The organism is Enterobacter chinensis (assembly GCF_034008295.1).
GTDB lineage: Bacteria > Pseudomonadota > Gammaproteobacteria > Enterobacterales > Enterobacteriaceae > Enterobacter > Enterobacter chinensis.
In genome coordinates, this window is sequence record NZ_JARDVI010000003.1 from 43,063 (window position 1) to 54,746 (window position 11,684).

14 protein-coding genes are annotated in these 11,684 nt (G+C 52.7%); 7 read left to right on the top strand and 7 right to left on the bottom strand.

What is annotated here, in order from left to right; all coding sequences use genetic code 11:
* Positions 1–8: 8 nt before the first annotated feature.
* A complete protein-coding gene (locus PYW49_RS09490) occupies positions 9–281 on the top strand; it encodes a barstar family protein (protein ID WP_134347379.1) in 273 nt (90 codons plus the stop codon).
* Between the two features lie 69 nt (positions 282–350).
* Here the strand turns inward: PYW49_RS09490 and yhcN (PYW49_RS09495) are convergent, their stop codons facing one another.
* The 3 genes from yhcN (PYW49_RS09495) to argR all read right to left on the bottom strand — a co-directional run bounded on the left by yhcN (PYW49_RS09495) (position 351) and on the right by argR (position 1,837).
* Positions 351–617, bottom strand: coding sequence for a peroxide/acid stress response protein YhcN (yhcN, locus tag PYW49_RS09495; protein WP_320386321.1), 267 nt, complete (start codon positions 615–617; stop codon positions 351–353).
* Between the two features lie 110 nt (positions 618–727).
* Positions 728–991, bottom strand: a complete 264-nt coding sequence (gene yhcN / locus PYW49_RS09500) for a peroxide/acid stress response protein YhcN (protein WP_134347380.1) — start codon at positions 989–991, stop codon at positions 728–730.
* Positions 992–1,366: 375 nt separating this feature from the next.
* On the bottom strand, positions 1,367–1,837 hold the full coding sequence (gene argR, locus PYW49_RS09505) for a transcriptional regulator ArgR (RefSeq protein WP_134347381.1): 471 nt from the start codon (positions 1,835–1,837) through the stop codon (positions 1,367–1,369).
* 397 nt (positions 1,838–2,234) lie between these two features.
* Here argR and mdh point away from each other — a divergent pair, with 397 nt between their 5' ends.
* A complete protein-coding gene (gene mdh / locus PYW49_RS09510; RefSeq protein WP_023309387.1) occupies positions 2,235–3,173 on the top strand; it encodes a malate dehydrogenase in 939 nt (312 codons plus the stop codon).
* 60 nt (positions 3,174–3,233) lie between these two features.
* On the opposite strand, the gene degS is transcribed toward mdh, so the two are convergent.
* The 3 genes from degS to zapG form a co-directional block, all read right to left on the bottom strand.
* Entirely contained in the window at positions 3,234–4,301 is a 1,068-nt protein-coding gene (degS, locus tag PYW49_RS09515) for an outer membrane-stress sensor serine endopeptidase DegS (RefSeq protein ID WP_134347382.1), read from the bottom strand.
* A 92-nt stretch (positions 4,302–4,393) separates the two neighbouring features.
* The gene (degQ, locus tag PYW49_RS09520) at positions 4,394–5,761 is read right to left on the bottom strand and encodes a serine endoprotease DegQ (protein WP_320386322.1); all 1,368 of its coding nucleotides are present in this window, start codon (positions 5,759–5,761) and stop codon (positions 4,394–4,396) included.
* 171 nt (positions 5,762–5,932) lie between these two features.
* Positions 5,933–6,331, bottom strand: coding sequence for a Z-ring associated protein ZapG (gene zapG / locus PYW49_RS09525; protein ID WP_008502832.1), 399 nt, complete (start codon positions 6,329–6,331; stop codon positions 5,933–5,935).
* A 189-nt stretch (positions 6,332–6,520) separates the two neighbouring features.
* On the opposite strand from zapG, the gene zapE reads away from it, so the two are divergent.
* From zapE to sspB, 5 genes are all read left to right on the top strand, one after another.
* Positions 6,521–7,645 carry a cell division protein ZapE gene (zapE, locus tag PYW49_RS09530; RefSeq protein WP_320386323.1) on the top strand — a complete coding sequence of 375 codons (1,125 nt, stop codon included), beginning with the start codon at positions 6,521–6,523 and terminating at the stop codon, positions 7,643–7,645.
* Between the two features lie 303 nt (positions 7,646–7,948).
* Positions 7,949–8,377: a 50S ribosomal protein L13 gene (gene rplM, locus PYW49_RS09535; protein WP_134347385.1), complete on the top strand. Its 429-nt coding sequence runs from the start codon at positions 7,949–7,951 to the stop codon at positions 8,375–8,377.
* Between the two features lie 15 nt (positions 8,378–8,392).
* Positions 8,393–8,785, top strand: a complete 393-nt coding sequence (rpsI, locus tag PYW49_RS09540; protein WP_003860436.1) for a 30S ribosomal protein S9 — start codon at positions 8,393–8,395, stop codon at positions 8,783–8,785.
* A 308-nt stretch (positions 8,786–9,093) separates the two neighbouring features.
* Entirely contained in the window at positions 9,094–9,732 is a 639-nt protein-coding gene (gene sspA / locus PYW49_RS09545; protein WP_014071978.1) for a stringent starvation protein SspA, read from the top strand.
* 5 nt (positions 9,733–9,737) lie between these two features.
* A complete protein-coding gene (gene sspB, locus PYW49_RS09550) occupies positions 9,738–10,235 on the top strand; it encodes a ClpXP protease specificity-enhancing factor (RefSeq protein WP_134347387.1) in 498 nt (165 codons plus the stop codon).
* A gap of 28 nt (positions 10,236–10,263) precedes the next feature.
* On the opposite strand, the gene gltD is transcribed toward sspB, so the two are convergent.
* Complete coding sequence (gltD, locus tag PYW49_RS09555; protein ID WP_134347388.1) at positions 10,264–11,682, bottom strand: glutamate synthase subunit GltD; 1,419 nt, start codon at positions 11,680–11,682, stop codon at positions 10,264–10,266.
* Between the last annotated feature and the right edge of the window lie 2 nt (positions 11,683–11,684).

Below are 11,684 nucleotides of genomic sequence, written 5' to 3' on the forward strand. Positions count from 1 at the left end.
GGCTGGCAATGAAAACCTATACCTTTGATTTTGACGAGATCGACAGTCAGGAAGACTTCTACCGTGAATTTATCCAGGTGTTTGATCTTGAACGGGGAAGCGTGACGAATCTGGACACGCTCTGGGACGTGGTAACCGGTAGTCTGTTGCCGCTACCGCTGGAGATTGAGTTCATCCATTTGCCCGATAAGCTGCGCAGACGTTTTGGCGCACTGATATTACTGTTCGATGAAGCGGAAGAAGAACTGGAAGGGCAACTGCGTTTTAACGCTCGTCATTGAATGAAAATGAAAAAAAAGCCCCTGACCATGAGGCCAGGGGCAAGTCGTATGATGAGATACGACGAGGGTTTATTTATACAGTTCAGCCGTAGCATGCCAGTGGTCACCTTGATTCAGTTCGGTGACGCGATAGCTGCTGGCGCCTGCTTTTTCAGCTTTTGCGGCAAGTTCGTGACGAATATCCATCGGTGAGCCGGTGACAGACGTTACGGAGACACTGCCCATACGCTGCAGATTTTGTGCCTGGTCGGCATTCACTTGCTGTACGGCTGCGCTCGCGCCGAAAGAGAGAGCGGAAGCCAGACCGAGGGTTGCGATGATCAATTTAGTTTTCATAGTCTTTACTCCTGAATAGGGTTTTTGCTCAACGGCGAGAAGGGTTGAACCGCTATTTTTATACCTGGTGCCGTTGAGTGGAGATTTACGTTGTCAGTTATTACTAAAACTTATTTGTACAGCTCAGCGGTAGCGTGCCAGTGGTCACCTGAACGCGCTTCGATGATGCGATACGAAGACGCACCCTGTTCTTCCGCTTTTTTGTTCAGCATTTCACGCATGTCCATCGGAGACGTGCCGATCGCACCGACAGAAACCGTACCGATTGCCTGACGGGATTGCGCCTGATCGGCATTGATGGAGTCAGCCGCAAAAACACCGAATGACAGAACAGACAGGACGCTCAGCGCCGCTACAGTTGTTTTGATTTTCATGATTTTTACCTCGTCGAATTTTTTAGTGGGGTCTTGTTTCGTGACCCTCATCACAAAATCAAGTATACACTAATAACGGTAAAAATTAATACCAGACTAATGGTTTCCGTTGTTATTACGTATTAACCAGTCTTTTTTTTATAACCAAATTGCATAATATTGCTTGTTTTTTGTCCGCTTTATGGCGTTATCTCTAATTAAATCATATGGATATTGTCTTTTGATTTTTTGTGCGATTTTTTGATTTATCATTCACTAAGTGAATGTTAATGGGTGGTAAAAAGCACTATTTGTCAAAGCTATCGGCAGTAGAAGACAAGGGGAAATGAGGCGGGAGCAGAATGATCCCCGCAGCGGCGCTGCGGGGAGAGAGGATTACAGTTCCTGTTCGAACAGACCCAGAATCGCTTCGTGGAGATCTTTAACGGAGAAGCCGCTAGCCGGGATGGTAAAGATGGTGTCATCGCCGGCGATAGTCCCGAGGATACCCTCCGTTTTACCTACCGAGTCCAGCATGCGGGCAATCAGCTGCGCGGCACCAGGACTTGTGCGGATCACCACAACGGCGTCGTTGTAATCGATATCCAGAACCAGATTCTTGAGCGGGCTGGTGGTGGTCGGCACGCCAAGTTCTGCAGGCAGGCAATAAACCATCTCCATTTTGGCGTTACGGGTACGTACCGCGCCAAATTTGGTTAACATGCGGGAGACTTTCGACTGATTGATGTTATCGAAGCCTTGTTCCTGCAGCGCCTGAACAATTTCTCCCTGAGAACTGAATTTCTCTTCTTTGAGTAGCGCCTTAAACGCCTTAACTAATTCTTCTTGCTTAGACGAGCTTCGCATAAGTCACCCGGAATATGACGATAGAAACAACATTATTATGCATGTGGATGAATTTTTATGCAAATTATCTACTCAGCGCCAGGCTGAAATAATGTTATGAAAGGGAGTGATTTTATCAGATTTCGTTATCAGAAAACATGCCTGGGTCACGCCGCGCAAATAAGCTTAAAAGTAAATTAAATGTTATCAAAATGATGTTGTTTTGGTGACGGGGCAGGGTGTATTGTAACCACCTCTTAATTCGTTGCCGTCTGTCCTCAGATAGTCTTCTGAAGAGAGATAAAGTCGCGTGACCTCAAATTCTTTAGCTACGAAAATTGTAATTATTTACTTGCTGAATTAAGGTCGCCGCAACGGATTTACAGATACTTAAGTTAACCATAATAAGGAGTTTAGGATGAAAGTCGCAGTCCTCGGCGCTGCTGGTGGTATCGGCCAGGCGCTTGCCCTACTACTGAAAACCCAACTGCCTTCAGGCTCAGAACTCTCCCTGTACGATATTGCTCCGGTAACCCCTGGTGTGGCGGTTGATCTGAGCCACATCCCGACCGCTGTAAAAATCAAAGGCTTCTCCGGTGAAGATGCGCGTCCTGCACTGCAGGGTGCCGACGTGGTGCTGATTTCTGCAGGCGTGGCGCGTAAGCCAGGCATGGATCGTTCAGACCTGTTCAACGTCAACGCGGGCATCGTGAAAAACCTGGTGCAGCAGATTGCTGAAATCTGCCCGAAAGCGTGCATCGGTATCATCACTAACCCGGTGAACACCACCGTGGCTATCGCGGCTGAAGTGCTGAAGAAAGCGGGTGTTTACGACAAAAACAAACTGTTCGGCGTAACCACGCTGGATATCATCCGTTCCAACACCTTTGTTGCTGAGCTGAAAGGTAAACAGCCAACAGAAGTGGAAGTTCCGGTCATTGGCGGTCACTCTGGTGTCACCATTCTGCCTCTGCTGTCGCAGATCCCAGGCGTGAGCTTCACCGAGCAGGAAGTGGCTGATCTGACTAAACGCATCCAGAACGCGGGCACCGAAGTGGTGGAAGCGAAGGCGGGTGGCGGTTCTGCGACCCTCTCTATGGGCCAGGCAGCTGCGCGTTTTGGTCTGTCACTGGTTCGCGCTCTGCAGGGCGAGAAAGGCGTTGTTGAATGCGCTTACGTTGAAGGCGATGGCGAACACGCTCGCTTCTTCTCTCAGCCGCTGCTGCTGGGTAAAAACGGTATCGAAGAGCGTAAATCCATTGGTACGCTGAGCGCGTTTGAACAACACGCGATGGAAGGCATGCTGGATACGCTGAAGAAAGATATCACCCTGGGCGAAGAGTTCGTTAACAAGTAAAACGAACCGTCTCCCGGCAAAAAAACCGAAGCACTAATGGCTTCGGTTTTTTTATGGCTGTCAGTTTGTTGCCGGGTATTCCTGAATCGTCACGTGGAGCGTCAGTTTCTTATCGTTGCGCATGACCTCAACAGGGATAATAGAACCCGGGCGAATTTCTGCCACCTGATCCATTGTCTCCAGCGCAGAGACCGCCGGCGTGCCGTTGACCGACACAATGACATCATTTACCTGAATCCCCGCGCTGGCCGCCGGACCACCTGGCGCTACCTCGTTCACCACGATGCCCTGAATCTGATCGATACCACCGCCCTGGGTATGCATAGGTGCAATTTCACGACCGCCAATACCGATATAGCCGCGGATCACGCGTCCGTCGCGGATCAGTTTATCCATAATCTTGGTTGCCAGCTGGAACGGAATGGCAAAACCGATCCCTTCCGGTGTTTCGCCGTCGTTACTCTTATCGAACGAGAGGGTGTTGATGCCCATCAGTTCGCCCAGCGAGTTGACCAGCGCACCACCGGAGTTACCGTGGTTGATGGAGGCATCGGTTTGCAGGAAGTTCTGCCGCCCGGAGGGGTTCAAACCAATACGACCGGTCGCGCTGATAATCCCCTGGGTGATGGTCTGACCCAGGTTGTAAGGGTTACCGATAGCCAGTACGACATCGCCAATATGCGGAGTACGTTTACGGTTGATCGGGATGACCGGCAAACCGCCCGTGGCGTTGATTTTCAGAACGGCCAGGTCGGTCAGGCTATCTGACCCGACGAGTAATGCCTCAAACACGCGGCCATCCTGCAGGGCGACGATAATCTGGTCGGCATCGTTGATCACGTGCTTATTGGTAATAATGTAGCCCCGCTCGTCCATAATTACCCCGGAGCCGAGGGTGCGGATCTCCAACTGGTTATGGGCTGAGGTGTTCAGGCCACGGTTATAGACGTTAACCACGGCAGGGGCGGCACGGCGCACGGCCTGATTATAGGTGGCCGGCGTTTCATCCGTGCTATCGAACTGGGGAGCCGACAGTTTGTTGAACTGACGTAAAGACGGCAGCGCCAGCAGCAGCAGGCCTGCGACAATCAAACCGATGACAATAGAACGTAAGAGCTTTACAAGCATGATGCGCGTGTCGTTAAAAAAGGAACGATTTGCAGCATAACATGAGTTATCCGGACATCACACGCAGCGGTGATGTCCGGGGTCGCAAATGCTTAGCGCAACAGAATATAGATGGACTCATTGCCACGCATAACCTGCAGGGCAATAACCGCCGGTTTACTTTCCAGCACCTTGCGCAGTTCGGCAATGGACTGCACGCGATTGCGGTTTACACCAATGATAACGTCATCCTGATGTAATCCGGCCTGCGCGGCAGGGCTGCTCTTCTCGACGGTGTCGATGCTGATGCCTTTCGTACCGTCTTTCATCTGCCCATCACTCAACGTAGCCCCTTGCAGCGCCGGAGCGATAAGCTCCGCGCTGGCAGAGGAAGAGGTGCTCTTATCCAGCGTCACTTCAACGTCCAGCGGCTTACCGTCACGTATCAGGCCCAGCTTCACTTTCGCACCGGGTTCGGTTGTGGCAATCCGCGAACGCAGCTCCGCAAAGCTGCTCAGTGGTTTATCATTCAGGCTGACGATCACATCGCCCGATTTTAAGCCTGCTTTTGCCGAGCCGGAGTTTGGCAGCACCTCACTGACAAACGCCCCGCGCTGTACGTTGATGTTGAACGCTTTTGCGATATCTGCGCTCATCTCCATACCTTTGATACCCAGCAGCCCGCGCTTGATTTCACCAAATTGAATGAGCTGCTGCGCCAGCGTTTTGGCCATATTACTGGGGATAGCAAAACCGATCCCAATGCTGCCGCCGCCCGGGGCCAGAATAGCCGTGTTGATCCCAATCAGCTCGCCGTTAAGGTTGAGCAATGCCCCGCCGGAGTTCCCACGGTTGATGGAGGCATCGGTCTGGATAAAGTTTTCCAGCCCTTCCAGATTCAGGCCGCTGCGTCCTAGCGCCGAGACGATCCCGGAAGTCGCAGTCTGCCCTAAACCAAAGGGGTTGCCCACGGCGACGGCAAAATCACCGACACGCAGTTTGTCGGAATCCGCAATGGCAATCTGGGTCAGGTTGCTCGGGTTTTGCACCTGCAACAGCGCGATGTCGCTCTGGTCATCGCCGCCAATCAGTTTGGCATCAAATTCACGTCCATCATTAAGCTGAACGCTGATTTTATCGGCCTGGCTGATGACGTGGTTGTTGGTGAGAATATAGCCTTTGGCCGCATCAATAATGACGCCAGAACCCAGGCCTTCAAAAGGCTGAGCCTGTTGGTCGGGAGACTCATCGCCAAAATATTTTTTCAGTTCTTCAGGGACGCGTTGGCTTTGTACTGCCGTGCCTTCAACCTGTACGCTGACCACCGCAGGCAACACTTTTTCCAGCATTGGCGCGAGGCTTGGAATGGCCGCCTGGCCAGGTACCTGGGAGGGAATAGCGGCGAAGACCGGGACGGACGCCGAGAGAGATAACCCGACACTTAACGCGATAGCGCTCAACAGCTGGTTTTTTTTCTTCATCGATGTTGACTCTCGTAACCTGGAATAAAGGAAAAACGGCCCCAAAAACACGTTGATGTTATTGAATTTTAAACCGCTGAACAATGAGGTGTTTAACTAAATGATAGCTGGGGTCATCAAGAAAGGACGGGCGCAATCGCTGCGCCCGTAAAATAAATTCAGGTTGTGCGATTAATCGCGTTTTACACCGCCGCGCAGCAGGCCGGACGCGCCATCTGAATAGTCACGAGGCATCTGAACCGGAGCCTGATCGTTACCGGCTTCAGAGTCTGCCAGACGGTTGCGGAACGGGTTGGTTTCCGCCGTCATTTCCGGCAGCAGGCTGCTGGAGCTTTTCGCCATGTGTTGATACAGCTGGCGATAGTCGGTTGCCATGTTGTCCAGCAGCTCGGCGCTACGGGCAAAGTGGCTGACCAGCTCTTCACGATACTCTTCCAGTTCGGCTTTGTTCTTTTCCAGTTCGTACTGCAGTGACTGCTGCTGACGCAATTTGCGATTACCGAAACGCATGGCCACAGCACCAATGACGATGCCGACGACTAAACCGATTAGCGCATATTCCCAGGTCATGAACTTCTCCCGTTGTCTTGTTGTTCCGTAGGGTGTTGGCTCGGCTCCTGCCTGTGCCTGATAATGCCACTATAACCGCTATTTCCGCAGAAGTGGAATCCTGACGTATCATCGCGTAGTGTAGAACGGCCTTTTTTTCATCAGTCACGCCTGCTGGTGAGCATTAATTGAAGGAATAACAATAAGATTATGCAAAACCTGTCCCCTGCATCGCGCTATCAACTGGCCCTTAACGAGGGCACTCATCAGCCGGATGACGTTCAACGTGAGGCGGTAAGCCGTCTGGAGACGATCTATCAGGAACTCACGGCAAAACCCGCTGAAGTCGAACAGAGCTGTGGGCTCAAGGCGGCATTTGGGCGGCTGCTTGGCAAAAAAGCGCCGCAGGATCACGCTCCGGTGCGCGGTTTATATATGTGGGGCGGTGTCGGGCGCGGAAAAACCTGGCTGATGGACATGTTCTACCAGAGCCTGCCGGGCGCACGTAAGCAGCGTTTGCACTTCCATCGTTTTATGCTGCGAGTGCATGAAGAGCTGACTGCACTGCAGGGCAAAAGCGATCCGCTGGATATTGTGGCCGATAGATTCAAGGCGGAAACTGACGTGCTCTGCTTCGATGAGTTTTTTGTGTCTGACATCACCGATGCCATGCTGTTAGGCGGCCTGATGAAAGCGTTATTTGCCCGTGGGATTACGCTGGTTGCCACGTCGAACATCCCGCCTGATGAGCTGTATCGCAATGGCCTGCAGCGGGCACGTTTCCTGCCAGCCATCGACGCCATCAAACAACATTGTGACATAATGAATGTTGATGCGGGGGTGGATTACCGCCTACGCACGCTGACCCAGGCGCATCTGTGGCTCTCACCGTTGAATGCAGAGACCACCCGCCAGATGGACAAACTTTGGCTGGCGTTGGCGGGGGCAAAACGCGAGCACGCCCCGGAACTCGAGATTAACCATCGCCCGTTGCCAACGCTCGGCGTTGAAAACCAAACGCTGGCGGTCTCCTTTACGACGCTGTGTGTTGATGCCCGCAGCCAGCATGACTACATCGTACTTTCGCGTCTGTTCCACACCGTGATGGTGCTGAATGTTCCGGTGATGACGAGGCTGATGGAGAGCGAAGCACGGCGCTTCATCGCGCTGGTGGATGAGTTTTATGAGCGCCACGTCAAGCTGGTGGTTAGCGCCGAGGTACCTTTATATGAGATCTACCAGGGGGAGCGGCTGAAGTTTGAGTTCCAGCGCTGTCTCTCGCGCCTGCAGGAGATGCAGAGCGAGGAATACCTGAAGCTGGAGCATATGCCGTAACAAATGCCACCCTCTCCCTGAGAAGGGAACCTTGTAGGCCGGGTAAGGCGCAACCGCCACCCGGCATTTTCCACACCCTCGAAAAACCCAATTTCAAACGCATTTAAGGGTCGATCTTTGACCTCAACTTCTCTATAATCTTGCGACCCCACGTTACGAGAAGGTTTTTTTCCCAAAACTTTCTATGTGTCGGCATGTGCTATTCGAAGGGGTAGGTTTGCCGGACTTTGTCGTGTGAGCCTCAACTGACTAAACGTTTGGGTGTTCACCAACGTGTAACTTATTTATTTGGGTAAGCTTTTAATGAAAACTTTTACAGCTAAACCAGAAACCGTACAGCGCGACTGGTATGTTGTTGACGCGACCGGTAAAACTCTGGGCCGTCTGGCTACTGAACTGGCTCGTCGCCTGCGCGGTAAGCATAAAGCGGAATACACTCCGCACGTTGATACTGGTGACTACATCATCGTTCTGAACGCAGAAAAAGTTGCTGTTACCGGCAACAAGCGTACTGACAAAGTGTACTACCATCACACCGGCCACATCGGTGGTATCAAAGAAGCGACCTTTGAAGAGATGATTGCTCGCCGTCCTGAGCGTGTGATTGAAATCGCGGTTAAAGGCATGCTGCCAAAAGGCCCGCTGGGTCGTGCTATGTTCCGTAAACTGAAAGTTTACGCAGGCAACGAGCACAACCACGCGGCACAGCAACCGCAAGTTCTTGACATCTAATCGGGATTATAGGCAATGGCTGAAAATCAATACTACGGCACTGGTCGCCGCAAAAGTTCCGCAGCTCGCGTTTTCATCAAACCGGGCAGTGGTAAAATCGTAATCAACCAGCGTTCTCTGGAACAATACTTCGGTCGCGAAACTGCCCGCATGGTAGTTCGCCAGCCGCTGGAACTGGTTGACATGGTAGAAAAACTGGATCTGTACATCACCGTTAAAGGTGGTGGTATCTCCGGTCAGGCAGGTGCGATCCGTCACGGTATCACCCGCGCTCTGATGGAGTACGACGAATCCCTGCGTTCTGAACTGCGTAAAGCTGGCTTCGTTACTCGTGACGCGCGTCAGGTTGAACGTAAGAAAGTGGGTCTGCGTAAAGCACGTCGTCGTCCACAGTTCTCCAAACGTTAATCCATTCTGCTCACGCAGAACGATTGGCGAAAAACCCGCTTCGGCGGGTTTTTTTATGGATAATGCGCAGGTTATCCACAATATCCATGCATATATCTTCTCTTTTTCCACATTTCCAGAATCCCCTCACCACAAAGCCATCAAAATCTGGTAAACTATCATCCAATTTTCTGCCCAAATATCAGTGAATACTCGATTTTTGTTCGATTCTTGAACAATGTGTTTTCTCTGGGATGGGCGATACAACATCTGGCTGGCCCCTGTTGGGCTGGTAGCAGTAAAAATTCTGAATATACCTGGAGGTTTTCATGGCTGTCGCTGCCAACAAACGTTCGGTAATGACGCTGTTTTCTGGTCCTACTGACATTTATAGCCATCAGGTTCGTATCGTGCTGGCCGAGAAGGGTGTCAGTTTTGAGATCGAGCATGTGGAAAAGGATAACCCGCCTCAGGATCTGATCGATCTCAACCCGAGCCAAAGCGTGCCGACGCTGGTGGATCGCGAGCTGACCCTGTGGGAATCCCGTATCATTATGGAATATCTGGATGAGCGTTTCCCGCATCCACCACTGATGCCTGTTTACCCTGTCGCGCGTGGTGAAAGCCGCCTGTACATGCAGCGTATCGAGAAAGACTGGTACACGCTGATGAACGTTATCGTTAACGGTTCCTCTTCTGAAGCGGATGCTGCCCGTAAACAACTGCGTGAAGAACTGCTGGCAATCGCACCTGTGTTTGGCCAGAAACCGTTCTTCCTGAGCGATGAGTTCAGCCTGGTGGATTGCTACCTGGCTCCGTTGCTATGGCGTCTGCCAACCCTGGGGGTTGAGTTCAGTGGCCCTGGAGCGAAAGAGCTGAAGGGCTATATGACTCGCGTATTTGAGCGCGACTCTTTCCTGGCATCTTTAACTGAACCGGAACGTGAAATGCGTCTCGGCCGAGGCTAATGACTGTGGAAATGTCACAATTAACCCCACGCCGTCCGTATCTGCTGCGCGCCTTCTATGAATGGCTGCTGGATAACCAGCTCACGCCGCACCTGGTTGTGGATGTGACGTTGCCGGGCGTGCTGGTTCCAATGGAATACGCACGTGACGGACAGATCGTGCTGAACATTGCGCCGCGTGCAGTAGGTAACCTGGAACTGGCAAACGACGAAGTGCGTTTTAACGCGCGTTTCGGCGGTATCCCGCGTCAGGTTTCTGTGCCGCTGGCTGCCGTGCTGGCGATTTACGCCCGTGAAAACGGTGCGGGTACCATGTTCGAGCCGGAAGCGGCGTATGATGAAGATGTTGCCAGCCTGAATGATGACAATGCAGCTGATGAGCGCGAAAGCGACACGGTGATGTCGCTTATCGATGGTGATAAGCCCGATCATCACGACGACAATGATCCTGATGACGATCCACCGCCGCGCGGTGGTCGTCCAGCTCTTCGCGTCGTGAAATAATAAAACAGGCCCAATTGGGCCTGTTTTTTTACACTTCCAGGTAGTTCAGTATCCCGTCAGCCGCTTTACGGCCTTCGGCAATCGCCGTCACCACCAGGTCGGAACCGCGAACGATATCGCCACCGGCGAAGATTTTCGGGTTGCTGGTCTGGAACGCGTTATCGCTTCCTTCTGGCGCAATGATGCGGCCCTGCGAATCCAGCTCAACGCTGTGCTTCGCCAGCCATTCCATGCTGTGAGGACGGAAACCGAACGCCATCACCACGGCATCGGCCGGGATCACGTGTTCAGAGCCAGCCACGATTTCTGCGCGACGACGGCCTTTCGCATCCGGCGCACCCATCTCAGTGCGCGCCATTTTCACGCCGCTCACTTTACCGTTGGCATTCACTTCAATACCCAGAGGCTGGATGTTGAACTGGAATTCCACGCCCTCTTCACGCGCGTTTTTCACTTCGCGTTTAGAGCCCGGCATATTCTCTTCGTCGCGACGATAGGCGCAGATCACGTGTGCCGCATTCTGACGAATGGAGGTACGCACGCAGTCCATTGCGGTATCACCGCCGCCCAGCACCACCACGCGTTTGCCTTCCATGCTCACAAACGGCTCTTCGGCGGTTTCGCCATAACCCATGATCTGCTTGGTATTGGCAATCAGGAACGGCAGAGCGTCAAATACGCCTGGAGCATCTTCGTTCTCCAGACCCCCGCGCATGGACTGATAGGTGCCCACGCCGAGGAACACGGCGTCGTAATCCTTCAGCAGGTCGTCGAGCTGCACGTCGCGGCCCACTTCCACGTTCAGTTTGAACTCAATGCCCATACCGGTAAAAATTTCACGGCGGCGGGTCATGACCTCTTTTTCCAGCTTGAAGGCCGGGATACCGAAGGTCAGCAGACCGCCGATTTCCGGATGACGGTCAAAGACCACTGCCTTCACGCCGTTGCGGGTCAGGACGTCCGCACAGGCCAGGCCCGCCGGGCCTGCACCGATGATCGCCACACGCTTGTCGGTTTGCTTCACGCCGGTCATATCCGGACGCCAGCCCATCTCGAACGCTTTATCGTTGATATAGCGCTCAATGTTACCGATGGTCACTGCGCCAAACTCGTCGTTCAGCGTACAGGAACCCTCACACAGACGGTCCTGAGGACACACGCGGCCGCACACTTCCGGCAGGGTGTTGGTCTGGTGAGACAACTCGGCGGCTTCAAAAATACGCCCTTCGTTGGCCAGCTTTAGCCAGTTCGGGATGTAGTTGTGGACCGGGCATTTCCATTCGCAGTAAGGGTTACCGCAGGACAGGCAACGGTCTGCCTGTGCTTTGGCCTGGCCTTCTGAAAACGGCTCGTAGATTTCTACAAATTCAATTTTACGGATCTTCAGCGGTTTCTTTGGCGGATCAACACGCTGCAGGTCGATAAACTGGTATACGTTCTGGCTCATCT

What these genes read in the sequence shown, in the direction of transcription:
- zapG (WP_008502832.1), bottom strand. Translation starts at nt 6,331, where the DNA reads ATGACCTGGGAATATGCGCTAATCGGTTTAGTCGTCGGCATCGTCATT.
- argR (WP_134347381.1), bottom strand. Translation starts at nt 1,837, where the DNA reads ATGCGAAGCTCGTCTAAGCAAGAAGAATTAGTTAAGGCGTTTAAGGCG.
- zapE (WP_320386323.1), top strand. Translation starts at nt 6,521, where the DNA reads ATGCAAAACCTGTCCCCTGCATCGCGCTATCAACTGGCCCTTAACGAG.
- mdh (WP_023309387.1), top strand. Translation starts at nt 2,235, where the DNA reads ATGAAAGTCGCAGTCCTCGGCGCTGCTGGTGGTATCGGCCAGGCGCTT.
- sspA (WP_014071978.1), top strand. Translation starts at nt 9,094, where the DNA reads ATGGCTGTCGCTGCCAACAAACGTTCGGTAATGACGCTGTTTTCTGGT.
- yhcN (WP_134347380.1), bottom strand. Translation starts at nt 991, where the DNA reads ATGAAAATCAAAACAACTGTAGCGGCGCTGAGCGTCCTGTCTGTTCTG.
- yhcN (WP_320386321.1), bottom strand. Translation starts at nt 617, where the DNA reads ATGAAAACTAAATTGATCATCGCAACCCTCGGTCTGGCTTCCGCTCTC.
- PYW49_RS09490 (WP_134347379.1), top strand. Translation starts at nt 9, where the DNA reads ATGAAAACCTATACCTTTGATTTTGACGAGATCGACAGTCAGGAAGAC.
- degS (WP_134347382.1), bottom strand. Translation starts at nt 4,301, where the DNA reads ATGCTTGTAAAGCTCTTACGTTCTATTGTCATCGGTTTGATTGTCGCA.
- gltD (WP_134347388.1), bottom strand. Translation starts at nt 11,682, where the DNA reads ATGAGCCAGAACGTATACCAGTTTATCGACCTGCAGCGTGTTGATCCG.
- rplM (WP_134347385.1), top strand. Translation starts at nt 7,949, where the DNA reads ATGAAAACTTTTACAGCTAAACCAGAAACCGTACAGCGCGACTGGTAT.
- degQ (WP_320386322.1), bottom strand. Translation starts at nt 5,761, where the DNA reads ATGAAGAAAAAAAACCAGCTGTTGAGCGCTATCGCGTTAAGTGTCGGG.
- rpsI (WP_003860436.1), top strand. Translation starts at nt 8,393, where the DNA reads ATGGCTGAAAATCAATACTACGGCACTGGTCGCCGCAAAAGTTCCGCA.